Annotated in this window: 19 protein-coding genes; 2 read left to right on the top strand and 17 right to left on the bottom strand. The window is 50.8% G+C overall.

Annotated elements, in window-relative coordinates; all coding sequences use genetic code 11:
* The 5 genes from murB to DWY84_RS06815 all read right to left on the bottom strand — a co-directional run bounded on the left by murB (position 1) and on the right by DWY84_RS06815 (position 6257).
* Positions 1-909, bottom strand: a complete 909-nt coding sequence (gene murB / locus DWY84_RS06835; protein WP_118531964.1) for a UDP-N-acetylmuramate dehydrogenase — start codon at positions 907-909, stop codon at positions 1-3.
* Between the two features lie 42 nt (positions 910-951).
* Positions 952-1875 carry an HPr(Ser) kinase/phosphatase gene (hprK, locus tag DWY84_RS06830; protein ID WP_118531962.1) on the bottom strand — a complete coding sequence of 308 codons (924 nt, stop codon included), beginning with the start codon at positions 1873-1875 and terminating at the stop codon, positions 952-954.
* 165 nt (positions 1876-2040) lie between these two features.
* On the bottom strand, positions 2041-3951 hold the full coding sequence (gene uvrC, locus DWY84_RS06825; RefSeq protein WP_118531960.1) for an excinuclease ABC subunit UvrC: 1911 nt from the start codon (positions 3949-3951) through the stop codon (positions 2041-2043).
* 50 nt (positions 3952-4001) lie between these two features.
* On the bottom strand, positions 4002-4598 hold the full coding sequence (locus tag DWY84_RS06820) for a DUF1653 domain-containing protein (RefSeq protein WP_118531958.1): 597 nt from the start codon (positions 4596-4598) through the stop codon (positions 4002-4004).
* Positions 4599-4745: 147 nt separating this feature from the next.
* Positions 4746-6257, bottom strand: coding sequence for a putative glycoside hydrolase (locus tag DWY84_RS06815; RefSeq protein WP_118531956.1), 1512 nt, complete (start codon positions 6255-6257; stop codon positions 4746-4748).
* Positions 6258-6389: 132 nt separating this feature from the next.
* On the opposite strand from DWY84_RS06815, the gene DWY84_RS06810 reads away from it, so the two are divergent.
* A complete protein-coding gene (locus DWY84_RS06810) occupies positions 6390-7868 on the top strand; it encodes a DUF1846 domain-containing protein (protein WP_118531954.1) in 1479 nt (492 codons plus the stop codon).
* Between the two features lie 69 nt (positions 7869-7937).
* On the opposite strand, the gene DWY84_RS06805 is transcribed toward DWY84_RS06810, so the two are convergent.
* The 11 genes from DWY84_RS06805 to rimP form a co-directional block, all read right to left on the bottom strand.
* Positions 7938-9008 carry a PDDEXK nuclease domain-containing protein gene (locus DWY84_RS06805; protein ID WP_118531991.1) on the bottom strand — a complete coding sequence of 357 codons (1071 nt, stop codon included), beginning with the start codon at positions 9006-9008 and terminating at the stop codon, positions 7938-7940.
* Positions 9009-9050: 42 nt separating this feature from the next.
* Positions 9051-9767, bottom strand: a complete 717-nt coding sequence (locus DWY84_RS06800) for a hypothetical protein (protein ID WP_118531952.1) — start codon at positions 9765-9767, stop codon at positions 9051-9053.
* A gap of 400 nt (positions 9768-10167) precedes the next feature.
* Positions 10168-11121 carry a bifunctional riboflavin kinase/FAD synthetase gene (locus DWY84_RS06795; protein ID WP_118531950.1) on the bottom strand — a complete coding sequence of 318 codons (954 nt, stop codon included), beginning with the start codon at positions 11119-11121 and terminating at the stop codon, positions 10168-10170.
* A 2-nt stretch (positions 11122-11123) separates the two neighbouring features.
* Positions 11124-12119 carry a tRNA pseudouridine(55) synthase TruB gene (gene truB, locus DWY84_RS06790; RefSeq protein ID WP_118531948.1) on the bottom strand — a complete coding sequence of 332 codons (996 nt, stop codon included), beginning with the start codon at positions 12117-12119 and terminating at the stop codon, positions 11124-11126.
* Positions 12119-13087, bottom strand: a complete 969-nt coding sequence (locus tag DWY84_RS06785) for a bifunctional oligoribonuclease/PAP phosphatase NrnA (protein ID WP_243024783.1) — start codon at positions 13085-13087, stop codon at positions 12119-12121. The genes truB and DWY84_RS06785 overlap by 1 nt, the downstream gene beginning before the upstream one ends.
* 17 nt (positions 13088-13104) lie before the next feature.
* Positions 13105-13470, bottom strand: coding sequence for a 30S ribosome-binding factor RbfA (gene rbfA / locus DWY84_RS06780; RefSeq protein WP_118531946.1), 366 nt, complete (start codon positions 13468-13470; stop codon positions 13105-13107).
* A gap of 123 nt (positions 13471-13593) precedes the next feature.
* Entirely contained in the window at positions 13594-16452 is a 2859-nt protein-coding gene (gene infB / locus DWY84_RS06775; protein WP_118531944.1) for a translation initiation factor IF-2, read from the bottom strand.
* Complete coding sequence (locus DWY84_RS06770) at positions 16439-16774, bottom strand: ribosomal L7Ae/L30e/S12e/Gadd45 family protein (protein WP_118531942.1); 336 nt, start codon at positions 16772-16774, stop codon at positions 16439-16441. Before DWY84_RS06770 ends, infB begins: the two co-directional genes overlap by 14 nt.
* Complete coding sequence (locus tag DWY84_RS06765) at positions 16767-17036, bottom strand: YlxR family protein (RefSeq protein WP_118531989.1); 270 nt, start codon at positions 17034-17036, stop codon at positions 16767-16769. The genes DWY84_RS06770 and DWY84_RS06765 overlap by 8 nt, the downstream gene beginning before the upstream one ends.
* A 36-nt stretch (positions 17037-17072) precedes the next feature.
* Complete coding sequence (gene nusA / locus DWY84_RS06760) at positions 17073-18227, bottom strand: transcription termination factor NusA (protein WP_118531940.1); 1155 nt, start codon at positions 18225-18227, stop codon at positions 17073-17075.
* A 27-nt stretch (positions 18228-18254) separates the two neighbouring features.
* Positions 18255-18719, bottom strand: coding sequence for a ribosome maturation factor RimP (gene rimP / locus DWY84_RS06755; protein ID WP_118531938.1), 465 nt, complete (start codon positions 18717-18719; stop codon positions 18255-18257).
* Positions 18720-18943: 224 nt separating this feature from the next.
* On the opposite strand from rimP, the gene DWY84_RS06750 reads away from it, so the two are divergent.
* Entirely contained in the window at positions 18944-19726 is a 783-nt protein-coding gene (locus tag DWY84_RS06750) for an ATP-binding cassette domain-containing protein (RefSeq protein WP_118531937.1), read from the top strand.
* On the opposite strand, the gene DWY84_RS06745 is transcribed toward DWY84_RS06750, so the two are convergent.
* Positions 19708-20712: an MBL fold metallo-hydrolase gene (locus DWY84_RS06745; protein WP_118531935.1), complete on the bottom strand. Its 1005-nt coding sequence runs from the start codon at positions 20710-20712 to the stop codon at positions 19708-19710. The two genes, DWY84_RS06750 and DWY84_RS06745, sit on opposite strands and share 19 nt — an antisense overlap.
* Positions 20713-20781 lie beyond the last annotated feature (69 nt).

Here is a 20781-nt window from a genome sequence, read left to right as displayed (position 1 = left end):
CTAAAATTCACCAAGCAGCTTCACTTCCAGCTCCAGATCTACGCCATACTGCGCCTTTACCTGATCCTGTACCTGTCTGCACAGGGAAAGAATATCGGCCGAAGTAGCATGATCCCGGTTGATCACAAAGCCGCAGTGTTTTTCTGACACCTGGGCGCCTCCTACGGTAAAACCGCGAAGGCCTGCGTCCTGGATCAGCTTGCCTGCGAAATGGCCTGCCGGACGCTTAAAGGTACTGCCCGCGCTCGGGTATTCCAGCGGCTGCTTTTCTTTGCGTTTTGATGCCAGCTCATCCATAACCGCACGGATTTTTTCTGCGTTTCCCGGCTGTAATTCCAGCACTGCCTCCAGTACCATATAACCGTTTTTCTGAACACAGCTGGTGCGGTAACCAAGCTCCAGTTCCGCAGCCGGAAGGATTCTGACCTCGCTCTCCGGTGTGAGGACCGTTGCCTCTTTTAAGACCTGGCACAGCTCTCCACCGTATGCCCCTGCATTCATGACCACGGCACCGCCGATGGTGCCTGGAATACCGGCCGCGAACTCAAAGCCGGTCAGGGACGCATTCAGGGCCTGCTTTGCCACAACGGAAAGCAGGGCTCCGGCACCCGCCCGCACCTGAGTGCCTTCCACTGCGACCTGTCCAAATGGCTTCCCAAAAGAGATCAGCACGCCCCGGTAACCTTTGTCGCCTACCAGAAGGTTGCTGCCATTTCCAATGATGGTATACGCCAGGTTTTCTTCCCGGCAGATATCCAGCACCTGCTTTAATTCTTCCGCGCAGGACGGCTCGATGTAAATGTCCGCCGGACCTCCCGTGCGGAAGGTGGTATGGCGGCTCATGGGCTCATCTGTCAGGAATACACCTGCGCTCACCGCCTGTTTCAGTCTTTCTGCTGCCTGTTTCATAATCTCTGTTCTGCCTTTATTTCTTTATTCTTTCCGGCATGCCTATTTGTTGCCGAGATTTGCCTGTACACGGTTGTACAGCTCCTGAGCCGCGTTGTAGCCCATCTTCTTCTGACGATAGTTAACCGCCGCGGACTCTACGATGATAGCCAGGTTTCTGCCCGGACGGATCGGGATGTTGTGGCAGACCACCTGGTTGCCGAGAAACTCCGTGTAACGGTCCTCCAGGCCCAGCCGATCGTATTCTTTATCCTTATCCCAGTCCTCCAGCTTGATGACCATGTCGATATTCTGGGTATCTTTTACACTCTCAACACCGTACAAGGACTTAACATCAATGATGCCGATACCGCGCAGTTCGATGAAATGCTTGGTGATATCCGGCGCGCTTCCTACCAGAGTTGCGTCGCTGACCTTGCGGATTTCAACCACATCATCGGATACCAGACGGTGTCCGCGCTTAATGAGCTCCAGTGCCGCCTCGCTCTTGCCGATGCCGCTCTCACCCATGATCAGGACACCCTCGCCGAATACATCAACCAGAACGCCGTGAATGCTGATGCACGGCGCCAGCTTTACCTTCAGCCAGCGGATAACCTCTGCCATCAGGTCAGAAGTGCTCTTGTCGGATACCATTAATGGCACCTGATAGTGCAGGCACAGATCCTGCATGTCTTCATCCGGCTCCTGGCCGCGGCTGTAAACCACGCACGGAATCTCACTGGAAAGAAGCTTGTCATAACGCTCTACCCGCACCTCCCGCGGAAGAGTATTGATATAAGCCTGCTCCACATAGCCGATGATCTGGACACGTTCCCGGTCAAAATGGTCAAAAAAACCGGTCAACTGCAATGCCGGACGGTTTACATCCGGGTGGCTTAATACCACCTTGTCCGTGTCAATCTCGGGAAGCACATTTTTCATTTTCATTTTTTTGATCAGTTCTGTAATCGTTACACCGTACATATTGCCCCGCTCCTTTATCTTGTTTATTCAGCCCGATTGGAACCTGCGGCTGTATCTGTTCTCAGAATACGTTTATCATACCATAAATCCAGTTGGTTGTCATCCGCGTTGGCAGGTTATGCCGCGTGTGGATTTCGTGCAATCCGAAATCTGCATTGTCCTGCCTTACATATTTCCCGTTTCTTCCACGACCTCGATTGGAATATCGTCCTTTTTCTTCCGGAAGAACCGGTACACGTTCTCCGCCGCGGCCCGGTTCATGCCCGGAACCTGGGCGAGTTCTTCCTCACTGGCGGCCTGCACAGCCTCGATGGATTTGAAGTGCTTCATCAGCGCCCTTCTCCTGGTGTCTCCAATGCCCGGAATGTCATCCAGCACCGAGCGCACCTGGCTCTTGCCGCGCAGGCTTCGATGGTACTCAATGGCAAACCGGTGTGCTTCATCCTGGATTCTGGTAATGAGACGGAAGCCTTCAGAATGCCGGTCAATCGGAATCTCCACGTTCTGATAGTACAGCCCCCGGGTCCGGTGATTGTCATCCTTGACCATGCCGCAGACCGGAATAGAAAGTCCCAGCTCCGCCAGAACCTCTTCTGCAATGTTTACCTGCCCCCGGCCGCCATCCATCATCAGGATGTCCGGGAACCGGGTAAAGCTTCCGAAGTTCTTTTCCACTCCCTGCTCCTTTAGCTGGGACAGTTCCTCCAGGCCGTGGGTAAAGCGGCGCGTCAGCACCTCCCGCATGGACGCGTAATCGTTCGGCCCGATAACGGTCTTGATGCGGAACTTGCGGTAATCGCTGCGCTTCGGCTTGCCGTCCTCATACACCACCATGGATCCCACCGACTCGTAACCGGAAATGTTGGAAATATCAAAGGCTTCCATCCGGCGCACGCCGGTAAGTCCCAGCCAGGATGCCACCTCGTTCATGGCACCGATGGTGCGCATCTCATCTCTCTGGTTGCGCTCGAAATCCTGCCGCAGCACCATGGACGCGTTCTTCTGGGCCAGTTCCACCAGCCGCTCCTTCTCTCCCTTTTTCGGCACGACAATGCGGACCTTCTGGCCTCTTCTTGCGCTAAGCCACTGCTCAATGACCTCCATATCGTCCAGCTCCTGCTGCACCCACAGCTCTTTTGGCAGAAACGGAGTTCCTGCGTAAAACTGCTTCACAAAGCTGGTAAGGATCTGGCGGATTTCCTTCTCCGCGCCGATGCGGATGCCGAAATGATCCCGGCCGATGAGCTTGCCTTCCCGCACAAAGAAGACCTGCACCACCGCGTCGGTATCGTTCATGGCCATGGCGATGATGTCCCGGTCCTCCATACTGCTGCTGGTGATTTTCTGCTTCTGAGCCACCTTTTTCACGCTGGAGAGCAGATCCCGGTACTCCGCGGCTTTTTCATATTCCATCCTTTCTGCAGCTTCCATCATCTGGTTTTCCAGACGCTTTAACAGATTGTCATAGTGGCCATTCAGAAACTCCAGCACCTGTCTGATGTGCTCCGCGTATTCTTCCTTGCTGATATAACCCTGACACGGCGCGTCGCACTGCCTGATATGGTAGTTTAAACAGGGTCGGTCTTTGCCGATATCCCTCGGCAAAAAACGGTTACAGATCCGCACTTTGTACAACTTATGAATCAGGTCAATGGTATCCTTGACTGCTCCGGCACTGGTGTAGGGACCGAAATACCGGCTCTTGTCCTTTTTCATAGTGCGGGCGAACTGCACCCGCGGAAAATCCTCTCCCACCGTGACCCGGATGTACGGATAGGCCTTGTCATCCTTTAGCATGGTGTTGTAGCGAGGCTGATGCTCCTTGATAAGGTTACACTCCAGCACCAGTGCCTCCAGCTCCGAATCCGTCACAATGTACTCGAACCGCGCAATGCGGGACACCATCTGCTGGATCTTAGCGGTCTTACCACGGCTGCTCTGAAAATACTGGCGCACCCGGTTCTTTAGGCTGATGGCTTTACCAACATAGATAATCTCGTCCTTTGCGTCGTGCATGATGTACACGCCCGGCTGGGATGGGAGTTTTTTCAGTTCTTCTTCAATATCAAATAGCATGATTCCTCCTGATGGCAGTTCTGATCTGGCCTGCTGCCAGTGCCGATGTTTTAGCGCAGGCGGCTGCCGTCATAGCGTTTCTGCATGGTAAGGAAGCGGCGCACTGCGTAAAGCTGTTCCTGCAAAGAGCCGCGCTCCGGCTTCATATCCAGCACCAGGTACATGCTGTCCAGCTCCTGCTGGGTGATGCGCTCCTCCAGGGCTTTTAAGCATTCCATGCGAAGTTCAAAATCTTCTGTATCCAGAAACTCCAGAAAGGCCGGATCCGGCGTGCGGTCCGCATAGTGCCGGCTGGAATCACTTTCCGTGTCCCGGGATGAAACTTGTGGTTCTGCTGCCATATCCGCTGCTTTTCGGCTGTCCGTATTTCGGCAGCCTGCCGCCATCTGCCCGTTTTCTGTGAGGCTCTGCCCAGGCTCCACCCGCTCAAACCGCCACTTCTGTCTTACCTCCGGGTATTTCTCATGATCCACCTCACTGGTGAACATCTCATAGGGACGCGCATACACACCATAGTCCCCGTAAAGCGCCTGATAAACCACCATGCGCTCACCGGTTTCCGAGTGCCTGGCTACCGCTACGATCTGGTACAGTTTATTTTTAAAATGCCGGTAAAATTCGCCCGGTCTTACGATTCGCTCTGTCATGTCACTCTTCCTGTCTCTTTTTTGTTCCTGTCTTTGTTCATTCCTGTCTCCGGGTTTTCTGCATTCCGCCACAGCATCATCCTCGTTAACTGTGCTGTCGCACCTGGTACTGCAAACTTCCCTCCTGCCAGACTTTCCGCTTCTGCCCTACGCCGTCGGCGGCAGCGTGGTTCCGGTCTCCGGCGGAGTGCCTGGTTCTTCTGCCGTTTCCAACGCCTCGGAAAGCGCCTGGCCCGCCGGAAAATCCCCCACCGTCAGACCTGTTCCGGCTCTGCCGGAAACTGCCGCGCTGTCTCCATTCTGTGCCCCCTCCGTCACGGTCAGGGCATCATGCCCCGCTTCTTCTGGCGCGTAGGTGGTCTCTGGAAGCATGGCTCTGGATGCCGCGATCTCTTCAGTCTCAGCGTCTGCTGCCTCCGGGGTCAGCAGGCCATCCCAGTCGTAGGTGCAGGCCGCGTCCCACAAAAGCCACTCGTCATACCCGCAGTCATACACCGCGCGGATCTGGTCGCGCACCTGTTCTCCGCCATAAGGGATGTGGTTCTTCAGCCAGCTGGCCGTAAAGTCCTGAAGCCACGGGCGCACGGCTGCCACATGGCCGCCGTCCAGCCCTGCAAAATAAAGTTCCTTCCTGGATTCTGTCAGCGCCGCGCAGATGGTGTCATAAGGGCGCGTATCCGGGTGGTCAATTCCATAGTTTCCATCGGAGTAATGGGACGGATAAATCATGGGACTGATGTAATCCAGATGCTTTGCCATCTCCCCGTAAATCTGGCCCACGGAATCCGCGTTCACATCACTGTTGATGATGGCACCGAACACATCGGCGGATACAAAGAGACCGGCCGCCCTCAGCTTCTTATACTCATATTCCATAAAGTTCAGGATCACATCGGTCCGGCTGCGTCCTTTCGTATCCTCCTCCGCAAACACCGCGTCCCGCATGCCCTTTTCCGTGCAGAAGCGTACGTAATCAAACTGGATCTCATCAAAGCCCAGCTTCTGCGCCTCCAGAGCAATCTCTGCCAGGTAATCCCAGGCCTCTTCCTTGTAAGGATTCACCCAGGCATGGTCATCCCGGTCCTTAAACACCGTGCCATCCGATTTCTTCACGCACCAGTCCGGCTGTACCTCAGAAAGCCAGGCATCACGAAAAGCCGGGATTCGGGCAATGGCATAGATGTGATGCTCCTTTAATTTCTTCATCAGCCCGGCCATATCCTCAATATAAACCTTTGTGGAACCAAGCTGTTTTATCAGCGGAGACTCCGTCTCACATACCACGCGCCCAAAATCATCCTTAAAGTCAATGACCAGGGCATTCGCCTCGGTCTGGTCAAACTCTTTGATCAGATTATCCACCAGGGCCGGCGTTCCTGCCACATAGGCGGAAATGTAGATTCCCTTTGCCCGGGTCGCGTCCCGCTCGTCCTGCTCCGGTTCTTCCGGAATCTGGAGTTCTGAGATCAGCTGCTGCTCTTCTTCTTTGACTTTCTGCTCTGCCGCATCGGACTCTGTCTCAGTTTTTGCATCCTGTCCTACCACAACCGGGTCCGGTGCCGTGGCAATTTTTTCCGCATTACGTAAGAAACCACATCCGGTGATTACAAGAACAGGCAGTAACAGGCAGGTAAAAAGCCATCTTCGTTTTCCGTTCATAAGTCACGTTCCTCGTTTGTTTTTTATAGAATAACTAGAGTATACCACATAATATATTTTTTTGACAAATCCGGGTGCAAAACTGGTTTTTATATGCTACAATGTAACGCATGGAAAGGGGTATTAACTACTATGAAAATTGGATTTGACAATCAAAAGTACTTAACGATGCAGTCCGAACACATCCGCGAGCGGATCAGCCAGTTCGGAGACAAGCTGTACCTGGAGTTCGGCGGTAAGCTGTTTGACGACTACCATGCTTCCCGCGTTCTGCCGGGCTTCGCACCAGACAGTAAGCTGAAAATGCTTCTGCAGCTGGCCGATCAGGCCGAAATCGTCATCGCCATCAACGCGGCTGACATTGAAAAAAACAAGATTCGCCACGACCTTGGCATCACTTACGATGCCGACGTTCTGCGTCTCATCCAGGAATACCGTGACAAGGGCCTGTACGTAGGCAGCGTGGTCATCACTCGCTACACCGGGCAGCCATCCGCAGATGTCTTTAAGACGAAGCTTGAACATCTTGGCATCAAAGTATACCGCCATTATCCGATTGACGGATACCCGAACAACATCGCCCACATCGTAAGCGATGAGGGTTATGGAAAGAACGACTACATTGAGACTACCAAACCGCTGGTTATCATCACCGCACCGGGACCGGGAAGCGGAAAGATGGCTACCTGCCTCTCTCAGCTGTATCATGAGAACAAACGCGGCATCAAGGCCGGTTACGCGAAGTTCGAGACCTTCCCGATCTGGAACATCCCGTTAAAGCATCCGGTCAATCTGGCATACGAGGCTGCTACCGCAGACTTAAACGATGTCAACATGATCGATCCATTCCACTTAGAGGCATACGGTGTTACTACCGTCAACTACAACCGTGATGTCGAGATCTATCCGGTACTGGCCGCCATGTTTGAAGGCATCTATGGCTACTGCCCGTACAAGTCTCCGACCGACATGGGTGTTAATATGGCCGGAAACTGCATCATCGACGACGAAGCGTGCCAGGAAGCATCCCGCCAGGAGATCATCCGCCGCTACTATCAGGCATTGAACCGTGTAGCCAAAGACAAAGGCAGCAAGGATGAGGTCTACAAGATTGAACTGCTTATGAAGCAGGCCAAGATTACCACCGACATGAGAAGCGTCGTTCCGGCTGCTGTCAATCTCGCCACAGAGACCGGTACACCGACCGCTGCTCTGGAGCTTCCGGACGGCAAGATTGTAACCGGAAAGACCACCGCTCTGCTTGGCGCTTCCGCAGCAGTCCTGTTAAACGCAGTCAAGGAGCTCGGCGGCATCTCCGATGACATCCACTTAATCTCCCCGACCTTCATTGAGCCGATTCAGGGATTAAAGACCGGATATCTGGGAAGTAAGAACCCGCGCCTGCACACCGACGAGGTACTCATTGCCCTGTCCATGTGCGCAGCCACCGACCCGAACGCAAAGCTGGCATTAGAACAGCTTCCGAAGTTAAGAGGATGCGAGCTTCATACCTCTGTCATGCTCTCTTCTGTTGACACCAACACCTTCAAGAAGCTGGGTCTGCATCTGACTTCTGAGCCGATTTACGAGAATAACCGGTTATATCACTAATCTGGCTTTATAACGAAAAACAGCGAGGGCTGCCGTTCTGATGACGGTAAACCCTCGCTGTTTTATTCACTATTCTGTTTCTACATCCTTTCGCAGTTCTTTCTCGATTTCGTCTATAGACGGCAGAGAACCTTTAAAGTTCTCAGGAATTAGTTTCGACAGCTCATAAGCCGATACTCCTAGTGGCTGACTGCTGGATTCCAGAGCGTACTGTGCCTTTATATCATCCTTAGACTTACATACCAACAGTCCTAACGTCGGTGCATCCTGTTCTGTCTTAAGTTGATGATTTACTGCCACAACATAGGTTCCAAGCTGCCCTGTATAAGACGCCTCAAACTCGGTTACCTTGACTTCCACAACTACATAACAATGCAAACGGATGTGGTAAAACAACATATCAATGAAATTCTCTGTTTCTCCAATCTCGATACGATACTCACGCCCTACGAAAGCAAATCCATTTCCCAGTTCCAGCAAAAATTTCTGGATATTATCCATCAATGCATCTTTTAGTTCCTTTTCATTATAACTTTGAGTCAGTGTAATAAAATCGAATTTATAAGGATCTTTTGTGATTTCCTGAGCCAAATCACTCTGAACTGTTGGTAAAGTCATTTTAAAATTTGTAATAGCTTTCCCTTGGCGTTCATACAAATCCGTATCGAGGAAATTTAGCAGCACTGCACGTGACCAATTGTTTTGAATCACTTGATTCACAAAAAATAATGCTTTCTGCGGATTGTTTTTACATTTATCTATGATTAGTTTATGATGTCCCCATGGAATTGCGAATACACTTGTTGTTATATTACTTTCGAAATCGTCCCCAACTTGGGGACGATTTGCTGCCTCTGGATACAATTCATAAAAATATTGCATATACTTTAAATTTGTCTCCGAAAATGATTTCACTTCCGGCAGCAGTCTGTGCAAATCACTGCTAATTGTTTTATAAAATCCTTTTCCATAAGAGAACTCTCTTTTCTTATCATGAAGATCTTTTCCAAGCTGCCAGTAAAAATGAAGCATTTCATCATTTACTTTGACAGCCGCTTTAATCTGACTTTGTTTAAAACGATTACTGACCTCTGTGATCCAGTTTATATAGTTTTTATCTACTCCTGTTAAATAATCCATAGTCATCTCGCTTTCTATTCTTAATGTCGCAAAACACTTTTCCTATCTATCCTCATACTCGCATTTTTGAATATGCAAATCAAGTGCAATAAGTCCATCTGTATTCATTTTAATAATGTCTTCTTTAGAATATCCCTTGGGTAACATTCTCAAAAACTTTTTTCTAAGAATAGTCTCAGCATAAATTTGTTCATCCATGGAATCTTTATAATTTTCAAGTTCGACTAAAATGCCATAACAAGAGATCATGCTTGTATCGCCATTACTATCCATATCGTAATACCTATATATTACTGGCAAAATTGCTTCAAACAAATCATGTTGAAAATTGTATTGCTTTTCAGAATCCATATTTTGAAATTGAACATATGAAATATTATATAAAAGCAATATTCTTTTCAAAGTCTCATCAATCTTTTCTCTACGCATCCTGCTTTCATCTTCACTAATGTATGGATAATCTTCCACATGAGTCAACGGCGATAAACACACTTTCTTAATAACTGGATCTTTTGTCTGAAACGCCATTGCCACCATATCTCCAGTCAATAAATCATAATCCACATCAAGAAATTTGGCAATTTGATGAAGATACTGTTTTCTCATCTCTCCTTTACCTAATGATCTCCGAATTGTTTTTTCTGAACACTCAATACTCAATTCCTCCCCAAGTTTAGGAATAGTGCTCTTCTTTATCTTTAAAATTTTTTTAAAAACATCCTTATTGATCTTTTCTCTTTTTACAGGTCCTTTTGGCATAATTTTCCTCCAACCCGGTCATTATATATAAACTGTCACTTGTTATTGGTCATTTTAAATGTTATTATACCCATAAACCTAATGCCGGTCAACAGACAACCTATATACTATGTATTCCAATTGCTATTACAAAGGAGAAAAATTATGGACAAAAAAGAACTTATGCAGCTCTGCAGCACATTATTATCCAGCAAACACGGTCCATTATACGCAGGTATTATATCTATAACTACTATGGTATGTTACTGGAGATTTACAGAAAACAACGATCAAAACGTGAAAAGTAATCTTATTTCTACGGACCCTGATTCATAATTAGCTAATATATCTTTTTCATTGTATCTAATTCTATTTTTAATCAACAAAACGCACCCCATAGGGATGCGTTTTGCTAAAAATCTTATTCTTTCTCCGTAAACAGCTCCGGATGTGCTTCCACATAATCTGCCGCATACTGCCTGTCTTTCCCAATCCGCTCTTTTAATGCCTCCAGGGAATCGAATTTCTGCTCCGGGCGCTCAAAGTTTAAGAGCTGTACCTGAATGTCTTTTCCGTACAGGTCTTCTTCCAGTCCCATGATATAGGTTTCCACCCCGATGGGGTTTTCCCCCTGAATGGTGGGCTTGCGGCCGATGTTGCTAACGCCGCCATAAAACTTCCCGTCAATCAGGACCCGGGAGACATAGACGCCGAAAGGCGGCAGGTGTTTCTCCGGCGGCGGAAGGATGTTGGCAGTGGGAAAACCCAGTACAACACCGCCGATATGGTTTCCGTGCACGACCCTGCCGTGGATGGCATAGGGTTCCCCCAGAAGTTCGTTGGCCTTTTCGATGTTGCCCCGGTCCAGTTCCTCCCGGACATAGGTGCTGCTGATATCGCGATGATCATCCTGCTTTTTCTCGATGATAATGGTCTCAAAACCGTATTCCGGTCCGAGCTTGCGCAGAAGCTCCGCGTTTCCAGCACCTTTATGTCCGAAGCTGCAGTCCGGTCCGGCCACCACGGCCTTGGCGTGCATCTGCTTGACCAGTACCTCGGTGACAAAGTCCTCCGGTGACATGGCTGCTACTTCCCGGCTGAAGGGATACTCCACCAGGTAATCCATACCCATAGCCCGCATGTTATTGCGGCGTTCCTCGTTGGTGGTAATGACCGTTGCCCGCTTTCCAGACACAACACCCATGGGTGCCATATCAAAGGTAAAGACTGCTGTCTTCCAGCCATGGCATTCCTTCTGACGCAGCATCTCTTTTAACAGCTTCTGATGCCCCTTATGCCGCCCGTCAAATTTTCCTATAGTTACCACGGTTGGTTCTTCTATACAAAACTCCCTGGTCCCGGTAATTACCTTCATAACTAGTTTCCCCCAAGAAATATTTTCTGCGGCTGATAGCGCCGCTTTTCTTCGCTGTAGCGGTAGATTCCGATGAAGTGATGTTCGCTGTCGTAGACGCGGACGCCATCGAAACGGTCTGCCACTGACGCAGCCAGGCCGCACTCGGTCTCTGACCGGCCAGCCGGTTCCGCTGCACAGTCGCTGCCTGCTCCAAACTCGACCGACAAATCACAATCTTCCGCCTCTGCCAGCTCCGCCGGAAACGGATTCCCGTTATGTAGCAGCTTGTCTCCGTCTCCCGGCTTTGTAACCAGGGCCGGAAGTCTTAAGAATACACCCTCCACCGGAACTACAGCCTCTTCCAACCGGCCCTCATCCCGGAGCTTCTCAATCTGGGATAAGGTCAGGCTGTCCTTCAGCTCAAACCGGTCCACCCGGGTGCGCAGCAGGGATTCCATGCAGCCTCCGCAGCCCAGCTTCCGCCCGATGTCATAACACAGGGTACGGATGTAGGTTCCCTTGGAACAGGTCACAAAAAAGGTTGCCCGCGGCAAATCAATACTCTCAATCTGAATATCCAGGATCTGCACCGGACGTGCCTGGCGCTCCACCTCCTTGCCCTGGCGGGCCAGCTCATAAAGCTTTTTGCCGTTCACCTTCAGTGCGGAGTACATGGGCGGAATCTGCATGTAGTCACCCAGGAAGCTTACGATGGCCTTCCGTACTTCCTCTTCGGTCACATGAACCGGATATTCCGCCTGCACCACACCCGTAGTGTCCTGGGTATCCGTCTCCTGTCCCAAGAGCAGCACCGCACGGTAGGTCTTGGTTTTACCCGTCAGCATATCACACAGTCTGGTTCCCTTGCCCAGGCAGACAGGAAGCACGCCCTCCGCTGCCGGGTCCAGGGTCCCGGTGTGACCGATCTTTTTCATGCGCAGGATGCCCCGCAGCTTCGCTACCACATCGTGGGAGGTAAAGCCTTTTTCCTTGTATACATTGATGATTCCGTCCACTAGGCTTCGTGCTCCTTTATCTGCTTGTCAATCTGCGCGGAAAGGTTGTTGATGACATCATGCACACTTCCGCTCATGGTACAGCCGGCCGCACGGACATGTCCACCGCCGCCAAAATACGATGCGACCTTGCTCACATTTACCAAATTGTTGGAGCGCATACTTACCTTGTATACATGATTTTCCGTCTCATGCAGGAAGATGGCCACTTCCACGCCATCGGTTACCCGGAGCTGGTCTACAATGCCATCCAGATCCGATGCTTCCACACCGTAAAAATCCATATCCTGCTTGCGGACTACGCTGAAAATACATTTGCCATCCAGAAACAGCACGCTTTCCAGCACCGCACGGCCCATGATCTGGTTCTGCACATAAGTCTTCTTATAGAAGCTCTCATCAATAATGCGGGAGAAATTGATGCCCTTCGCCATCATAGCTCCGGCTACCTGCATGGTGCGCTCCGTGGTGTTGCTGTTTTTGAATACGTTGGTGTCATGAAGGATTCCGGTGTAGATGCACTCAGCCACTTCTTTGCTGATTTTCTCCTCATCCAGAAAATCATAGAGCAGCTCGCAGGTTGCGCTGGCATCTGCTTTCACAAAGTTTGCCGCGCCGTAGCCCTGGTTTGTAATGTGATGATCGATGCAGATACTGGTCTTTGCGGTATCCAGGTACACCACGTTCTTTCCCAGGCGTTCCCGGTCTCCGCTGTCCAGGCAGATGCACAGATCATACTGCTTTCCGGTCTCCGGATCTGAGCAGATCCGCTCAAACTGCTTTAAATAGGAAAATTTTACCGGAGGAGTCTCCAGATAAACATCTACCGTCTTTTCCGGGTACTGCTCCGTGATATAGTTGCATACAGCCAGACAGGAGCCCACACAGTCTCCATCCGGTCTTACATGGCCCACAATGGCAATGGTGCCTGCGGCCTCTGCCAGTTCCATCAGTTTGCGTTCCTGCATCCTCCGTCACTCCCTTCTCAGTCTTTTAAGTCTTTGGTTACCTCATCAATCAGTCTGGACATGTTCACACCATACTCGATGGACTGGTCCAGAACAAAGGTGATCTCCGGGGTGTTGCGCAGATTCACGCGGTGAGCAAGCTCTCTGCGGATGTAGCCAACGGCGCTTTTCAGGCCGGTCAGCGCATCCTTCGCGCGCTCCTCATCGCCCAGCACACTGATGTATGCCTTGCAGTATTTGAGATCCGGCGTAACCTCAACCGCCACAACAGAGGTCATGGCGCCGTTTACACGCGGGTCTTTGATCTCGGTGCGGATGATCTCGCTGAGTTCTCTCTGCACCTCCATGTTGATTCTGGTATTTTTGATGCTGTTTTTTCGCATTATTTTTTATTCCTCTCTGTCTGGGACTGTTTAAAAATCACAGTCCCCTAATACTCCTAAAGGAAGCACCGGGCAAAACAGCCAGTGCTTCCTTTCCAAAGTTCAGGGATTCGATTCCAAATCCTAGCGCGGTACCTCTACCATCATATATGCCTCAACCATATCGTCTTCCTTGATATCGTTGAACTTCTCAAATACAAGACCGCACTCGTAACCGGTTGCAACTTCCTTGACATCGTCCTTAAAACGCTTTAAGGAAGCCAGTGCGCCATCAAAGATCTGCTCGCCGTCACGGGTGATACGGCAGGAGCAGCCTCTCTGGAACTTACCATCCATGACATAAGCACCTGCAATGGTACCAACGCCGGATGCCTTGAAGGTCTGGCGGACAACTGCGTGACCGATCACCTGCTCCTCGAATACCGGATCCAGCATGCCCTTCATGGCTGCCTCGACATCCTCGATAGCCTGGTAGATGACACGGTACAGACGCAGGTCTACCTTCTCGCGGTCTGCGATGGATTTTGCGGTAGCGTCCGGACGTACATTAAAGCCGATGATGATCGCGTTGGAAGCGGATGCCAGCGTTACATCAGACTCATTGATGGCACCTACGCCGCCGTGGATCACCTTAACCACAACCTCCTCATTCGAGAGCTTGGTCAGGCTCTGCTTTACTGCCTCTACGGAGCCCTGTACATCTGCTTTTACAATGATCGGAAGCTCCTTGACATTACCTGCCTTGATCTGGCTGAACAGATCATCCAGAGACAGTTTTGCCTTGGTGTCTTCCAGTAATTTATTCTTGCCCTCAGAGATAAAGGTCTCTGCGTAGCTTCTTGCTTCTTTCTCGTTCTCGGTTGCCATCAGCACATCGCCTGCGCCCGGAACATCATTTAAGCCCAGGATCTCAACCGGCATGGACGGACCAGCCTCTTTGACTCTGCGTCCCTTATCGTCCATCATGGCACGGACTTTACCGTAGCACGGACCTGCGGTTACGTTATCACCGACACGAAGGGTACCCTTCTGTACCAGGATGGTAGCAACCGGGCCTTTGCCCTTATCCAGCTCAGCCTCGATGACAAGGCCTCTTGCGCGGCGGTTCGGGTTTGCCTTTAATTCTTTTACCTCTGCAGTCAGAAGGATCATCTCCAATAACTCCGGAATGCCTTCCTTGGTGTGTGCAGATACCGGTACAAATACGGTGTTGCCGCCCCAGTCCTCCGGAATCAGCTCGTACTCAGCCAGCTCCTGTTTTACGCGGTCTACGTTTGCGGACGGCTTATCAATCTTGTTGATGGCAACAATGATCTCAACTCCGGCTGCCTTTGCGTGGTTGATAGCCTCAACAGTCTGCGGCATAACGCCATCATCTGCTGCTACAACCAGAATTGCGATATCGGTAGACTGGGCGCCACGCATACGCATTGCAGTGAATGCCTCATGTCCCGGGGTATCTAAGAAGGTGATCTGCTGACCGCGCACATCTACGGTGTAAGCACCGATGTGCTGGGTGATGCCGCCTGCCTCACGGGAGGTTACATTCGTCTGACGAATCGCGTCAAGCAAGGAGGTTTTACCATGGTCAACGTGTCCCATTACGCAGACAACCGGCGGTCTGGAAACCATGTCCTTCTCATCCTCTTCGTCCTCTTTTAAGAGCTCGGCGATAACATCAACCTTCTCTTCCTTCTCGCAGAGTACCTCGTACTCCATTGCGATCTCCTCTGCCTGATCAAAGTCGATCTCAGAGTTTAAGGTTACGATCTTGCCCTGTAAGAACAGCTTCTTAACAATTGCGGACGGCTGCAGCTTCATCTTGTCAGCCAGTTCCTTGATGGTAAGAACCTCCGGAATGGTGATTACCTTTACGGTATCCTCCACCTTCTCCTCAGCCGGCTTCTGCGGCATGATGAACGGGTGCTTGGAAACCTTTCCGTTCTTGCTTCTTGGTCCGTCTTCCATCATTCTGGTCTTATCGTATTTGTCTTTCTTATGCGCGTTGTTGGTCTGCTGACGGTTGTTGGTCGGCTTGGTCTGGATCGGGGTATCGTAGCTCTTGGAACCGCCGTCTCTCTGACCAGGTCTTCCGGAACCACCCTGACGGTTTCCGCCAAATCCGCCGCCCTGGCGGTTATTATCACGGTTTCCGTTAAAGCCGCCACCCTGGCGATTGTCTCTGTTTCCGCCGAAACCGCCGCCCTGACGGTTGTTGTCACGGTTGAAGCCGCCTTCACGGTTTCCTCCGAAACCTCCCTGACGGTTATTATCGCGGTTAAAGCCACCCTGGCGGTTGTCTCTGTTTCCGCCAAAGCCGCCCTGACGGTTGTTGTCACGGTTAAAGCCGCCTTCACGGTTTCCTCCGAAACCTCCCTGACGGTTATTGTCGCGGTTAAAGCCACCCTGGCGGTTGTTGTCACGGTTTCCGTTAAAGCCGCCCTGACGGTTGTTGTCACGGTTTCCGTTAAAGCCGCCCTGGCGGTTGTTGTCGCGGTTTCCGCTAAAGCCGCCCTGACGGTTGTTGTCGCGGTTTCCGTTAAAACCGCCCTGGCGGTTGTTGTCACGGTTTCCGTTAAAGCCACCCTGACGGTTGTTGTCTCTGCCTGCGCCGCCCTGACGGTTCTCACCGGACTGTGCCGGTCTTGCCTGCTGTGCGTTCTCAGCTGGTTTGTTCTGCGGTGCTGCCTGCTGTGCCGGAGCGGAAGCGCTCTGTGCCTGCGGACGTGCTGCCGGCTTCGGCTGAGCCGGTCTCTGCTGTGAGTTCTGCGGACGATATACCGCTGCCAGCTTCTTCTTCGGTGCCGCGCCATCTGCCTTCGGCTCAGAAGCGCCTGCTCCCAGGGCCTTCTTTACTATGCCGATCTGCGCGTCACTTACGTTGGATGAATGGGTTGCCACATCCTGATTGTTCTTCTGTAACACATCTAATACATCTTTACTGGATTTTCCCAGTTCTTTTGCCAGTTCACTTACTCTCATACTCACTACCTCCGATTATGTTCATTTGTTTCACGATTGCCTTTGCCAGTCCTGCATCCACAACAGCCAGAGATGCGCGCATCTGCTTGCCCATGGAATGCCCAAGTTCCTCTTTGCCGCCTAAAAACAGAATAGGGACCTTATAGTAAGTACACATATTGGTAAACATCTTCTTCGTGTTGTCGGAAGCCTCCTCTGATACAATGACCAGATGGGCTTTTCCGCTCTTCACGGCCTTCTCCGTAGAGAATTCTCCGCTGGCGGTCTTTCCGGCCTTGGTAGCCAGTCCGATCAGGTTCAGGATTTTCTGTCTGTTATCCAAGCTGTTCCATCTCCTTTTCCAGTGTCTCGTACACCTCTTTCGGAATTGCCATCTTAAAGGAACGCTCCAGTCCCTTGCCCTTCACTGCCTTTTTGAAGCAGTCCATAGACGGACAGATGTATGCGCCGCGCCCGTTTTTGCGTCCGGTCGCGTCCACAACAAATTCCCCCTCCGGTGTTTTCAGTATACGGATCATTTCTTTTTTGTTTTTCATTTCACCGCAGCCGATACACTGTCTCTGCGGAAATTTCTTCGCATTCACCAATTACACGCTCACTTCCTATTCTGTATTTCTTAATTAGAACTCGGTATTGTTGTCTGAATAATCGTCAGTAGCGGACACTTCGAAATCAGCGTCGAGGTTATCATAGACGCCCTCTTCCTGATAATCAATGCCCATTTCCTCGAACAGGCCCAGCTCTCTTGCCTGAGTCTCGCTCTTGATATCGATCTTGTAACCGGTCAGGCGTGCTGCCAGTCTTGCGTTCTGGCCCTCTTTGCCGATAGCCAGGGAAAGCTGGTAATCCGGAACAATGACCTGTGCCTCTTTACTGTCCTCATCCGCAACTACGCAGATAACCTTAGCCGGGCTTAACGCGTTCTCGATCATGAATGCCGGGTTTTCATCCCAGGTAATGATATCGATCTTCTCGCCGCGCAGCTCATTTACAATGGAGTTAACCCGGGCACCGTTCATGCCGACACATGCGCCTACCGGATCTACGTTCGGGTCATTGGAGCATACCGCGATCTTGGTTCTGGAGCCTGCCTCACGGGCAATGGCCTTGATCTCAACGGTGCCGTCTTTCACCTCGGTAACCTCTTCCTCAAACAGGCGTTTTACCAGGTCTGGATGCGTACGGGATACGGAAATACGCGGTCCCTTCGGGGTGTCCTTAACTTCCAGAACGTAAACCTTGATACGCTCGGTCGGCTTGAAGACCTCGCCCTTTACCTGCTCTGCCTCGTTCAAGATGGCGTCCACCTTGCCCAGGTTGATGCTGACGTTCTTGCCCAGGTAACGCTGTACGATACCGGTTACCACATCCTTCTCCTTCTGGTACCACTCGTTAAACTGCATGCTGCGCTCTTCCTCACGGATTTTCTGCAGGATGACATTCTTTGCGTTCTGGGTAGCGATACGGCCAAAGGACTTGGACTCGATCGGAACGTTGATGATGTCGCCCAGGAAGAACTTCGGGTTTTTCAGTCTTGCTTCCGCGTAGCTGATCTGGGTTAACGGATCCTCAACTTCCTCAACAACCTCTTTCTCTGCGTATACGGAGAAATCGCCGGTCTCCGGATTGATGTTTACTTTGATGTTATCTGCCTTGCCGAAATGGTTCTTGCAGGCGGTCAGCAGAGAGTTTTCGATTGCTTCTAACAGAGTCGCCTTGCTGATATTCTTTTCCTTTTCCAGCAGGTTTAATGCCTCGATTAATTCCTTATTCATGGTTTTATCCTCCTAAGATCTTTCTGTTTAAAAATCAAACGCCAGCCGGATCAGCGCAATGTCTGAACGGTTAAATACCAGTTCGCCCTCTGCCGTTTCGATGGTCACAGTTTCCTTATCGTATGCTTTTAAGATTCCGGTAAATTCTTTCTGCTTGTTCAGGGCCTTGTAAAGACGGATCTCTACTTCTTCGCCCAGACTGCGCTCAAAGTCGCGCTCTTTCTTAAGCGGACGGCCCAGTCCCGGGGAGCTTACCTCCAGAATATAGCTTTCCTCGATGAAATCGGTCTGGTCAAGCCAGTCACTTAAGATACGGCTGATCACCTCACAGTCATCTACCGCAATGCCGCCTTCTTTGTCAATGTAGGCACGCAGATACCAGGTACCTGCTTCCTTTACATATTCCACATCCCACAGCTCGAAATTGTGCTCTGCGAGAACCGGAAGCAGAAACGCTTCGGTTCTGGATTCGTATTCTTCTCTTCTTGTCATGGTTGTCACCTCTCTTCACGTCATGCACTGACGTTTCTGCCGAAACCTTTCACAGCGCCCCCCGGCAAAAAATTGAGAGTGGACATATGCCCACTCTCTAACTGTCAGATTATCATGTTATCGTTTGTATTATAGCACCTGCTTTTCGGAATTGCAAGGGGTTTTCCGGAACTCTTCGTTTTTTTCTTCATAAAATAAACTATAAAAAGCAAGAAGGACCGGCCATGGAACCACTTTTAAAAGCCTGCTGCGTCAGCTATTCCTACCATTCCCCTGAAGGCGCGACCCCTGCGCTCTTTCAGGTTTCCTTTACCGTAGATCCCGGTGAGTTTCTTGCCATTGTCGGTCCGTCCGGCTGCGGCAAGTCCACCCTGCTTTCCCTGCTCTCCGGACTTTTGGAGCCGGAAGAAGGCGCTATTTATATAGAAGATACACCTCTGAAGGAAGCCAGTACAGGTATTGGCTATATGCTCCAGCGGGATCATCTCTTCGAGTGGCGCACCATCCGGGAAAACGCTGCGCTGGGACTGGAGATCCAGCACCAGAAAACCAGAGAGGCAATGCAGGAACTCGATGAAATGCTGCGAAACTACGGCCTGGCCGCCTTTGCATCCGCCCGTCCCTCTGAGCTTTCCGGCGGCATGCGCCAGCGGGCGGCCCTCATCCGCACGCTCATCTTAAAACCAGATCTGCTGCTTTTGGATGAGCCCTTCTCCGCCCTTGATTACCAGACGCGGCTCTCCGTATGCGATGACATTGCTTCGATTATCCGAAAAACAAAAAAGACCGCCATTCTGATCACCCATGACCTGGCAGAAGCCATCAGCACCGCTGACCGGGTGCTGGTCCTCTCCGCAAGGCCGGGACAGGTAAAGGCCAATATTCCGCTGGCCTTTGCCCCTCAGTATGATAGTCCTTTAAAACGCCGGAATGCTCCGGAATTTGCCGGTTATTTTAAGCAGGTCTGGAACGAACTGCGTGAGCCGGATCACAAGGCTTTCCAGTAGATGATGCCGTCCCGTTCGGAGCGCTCGATAAAGCCTTCTCCCATCATGTACTCCATGCAGGAAAAGGTCTTGGCCCAGATCTGGGTGCAGGAAGCGAAATGCGCGTAATCTGGCGGTCCCTGACTTCTTCCGTAAGTCCGCACACCGATGTCGCGGGTGGTCAGGGCCGTTCCCGCCTCCTCCAGCACATGCTTCATGATCTCGCACTTTTCCATGTAACCGAAAATGATGCGGTTTACTTCTTTTTCAACATTCTTGATCTCTCCATAATGACAGGGCAGAAAATAACAGTCTTTGTATTTGTGTTTCAGCTCGCCCAGAGAATTCATATAACACTTGAGCATACCAAGGTCTGTCTCCTGGGTGCCCACGATGGGGACAATCGTTGTCATGAGCTGGTCTCCTACGAACATGAGCTTTTTCTGTGGTTCATACAGACCGCACTGACCGAACGTATGCCCCTTTAACAGCACTATCTCAAAACGGTAGCCTCCGTAAGAAAGTATCTCGCCCGGATGGATCGGAATAAAGGAAAGCTCCAGTGGAATCTCCATGGACTGATAAGCCTTCGTAGTATATTCCATAAAAGTATCAAAAACCTCTGGTGTCTCCTCTTTTGTGACACCTACAATCCGCAGATTTTCAATCCGTGCGTGCTCATCTGCCAGATAACTGTGCAGCAAATCCACCCGCTTTCTGGTTTCATCAGGATTCATGAACGCCCTGGCTCCAAGGGTCTGAAGTTTTGGAACCAGACCGGTGTGATCCGGATGCTCATGGGTAATAAAAATATCCAGCTTCCGGCAGTCGATGCCAAGCGCATCGACCATACCCTTTAATATGTTCCAGTCCCGCTCCGTGTTATTCGAAGTGTCGACCATCAGGCTCCGGTCCTCTCCCCGGATGATGTAAAGGTTGCGGGGACTGATATGGCGGTTCTCATATGGAATTGTTTCCAGAAATATGTTCTTTTTGATTTCCCTCATGCCGAGACCTCCTGCTTCTCTCCATCTGCCTTTTATTTTAGGCAGTTTTAACAAAATTGTCAAACCAAT

Source organism: Clostridium sp. AF27-2AA, assembly GCF_003478505.1.
Lineage (GTDB): Bacteria > Bacillota > Clostridia > Lachnospirales > Lachnospiraceae > Brotaphodocola.
Note: the sequence above shows the minus strand (reverse complement) of the source record. Positions and strands in the feature narration are given on the sequence as shown.

Excerpts from the sequence above, each read along its gene's own strand:
- murB (WP_118531964.1), bottom strand. The coding sequence starts at position 909 with ATGAAACAGGCAGCAGAAAGACTGAAACAGGCGGTGAGCGCAGGTGTA.
- hprK (WP_118531962.1), bottom strand. The coding sequence starts at position 1,875 with ATGTACGGTGTAACGATTACAGAACTGATCAAAAAAATGAAAATGAAA.
- uvrC (WP_118531960.1), bottom strand. The coding sequence starts at position 3,951 with ATGCTATTTGATATTGAAGAAGAACTGAAAAAACTCCCATCCCAGCCG.
- DWY84_RS06820 (WP_118531958.1), bottom strand. The coding sequence starts at position 4,598 with ATGACAGAGCGAATCGTAAGACCGGGCGAATTTTACCGGCATTTTAAA.
- DWY84_RS06815 (WP_118531956.1), bottom strand. The coding sequence starts at position 6,257 with ATGAACGGAAAACGAAGATGGCTTTTTACCTGCCTGTTACTGCCTGTT.
- DWY84_RS06810 (WP_118531954.1), top strand. The coding sequence starts at position 6,390 with ATGAAAATTGGATTTGACAATCAAAAGTACTTAACGATGCAGTCCGAA.
- DWY84_RS06805 (WP_118531991.1), bottom strand. The coding sequence starts at position 9,008 with ATGGATTATTTAACAGGAGTAGATAAAAACTATATAAACTGGATCACA.
- DWY84_RS06800 (WP_118531952.1), bottom strand. The coding sequence starts at position 9,767 with ATGCCAAAAGGACCTGTAAAAAGAGAAAAGATCAATAAGGATGTTTTT.
- DWY84_RS06795 (WP_118531950.1), bottom strand. The coding sequence starts at position 11,121 with ATGAAGGTAATTACCGGGACCAGGGAGTTTTGTATAGAAGAACCAACC.
- DWY84_RS06785 (WP_243024783.1), bottom strand. The coding sequence starts at position 13,087 with ATGCAGGAACGCAAACTGATGGAACTGGCAGAGGCCGCAGGCACCATT.
- rbfA (WP_118531946.1), bottom strand. The coding sequence starts at position 13,470 with ATGCGAAAAAACAGCATCAAAAATACCAGAATCAACATGGAGGTGCAG.
- infB (WP_118531944.1), bottom strand. The coding sequence starts at position 16,452 with ATGAGAGTAAGTGAACTGGCAAAAGAACTGGGAAAATCCAGTAAAGAT.
- nusA (WP_118531940.1), bottom strand. The coding sequence starts at position 18,227 with ATGAATAAGGAATTAATCGAGGCATTAAACCTGCTGGAAAAGGAAAAG.
- rimP (WP_118531938.1), bottom strand. The coding sequence starts at position 18,719 with ATGACAAGAAGAGAAGAATACGAATCCAGAACCGAAGCGTTTCTGCTT.
- DWY84_RS06750 (WP_118531937.1), top strand. The coding sequence starts at position 18,944 with ATGGAACCACTTTTAAAAGCCTGCTGCGTCAGCTATTCCTACCATTCC.
- DWY84_RS06745 (WP_118531935.1), bottom strand. The coding sequence starts at position 20,712 with ATGAGGGAAATCAAAAAGAACATATTTCTGGAAACAATTCCATATGAG.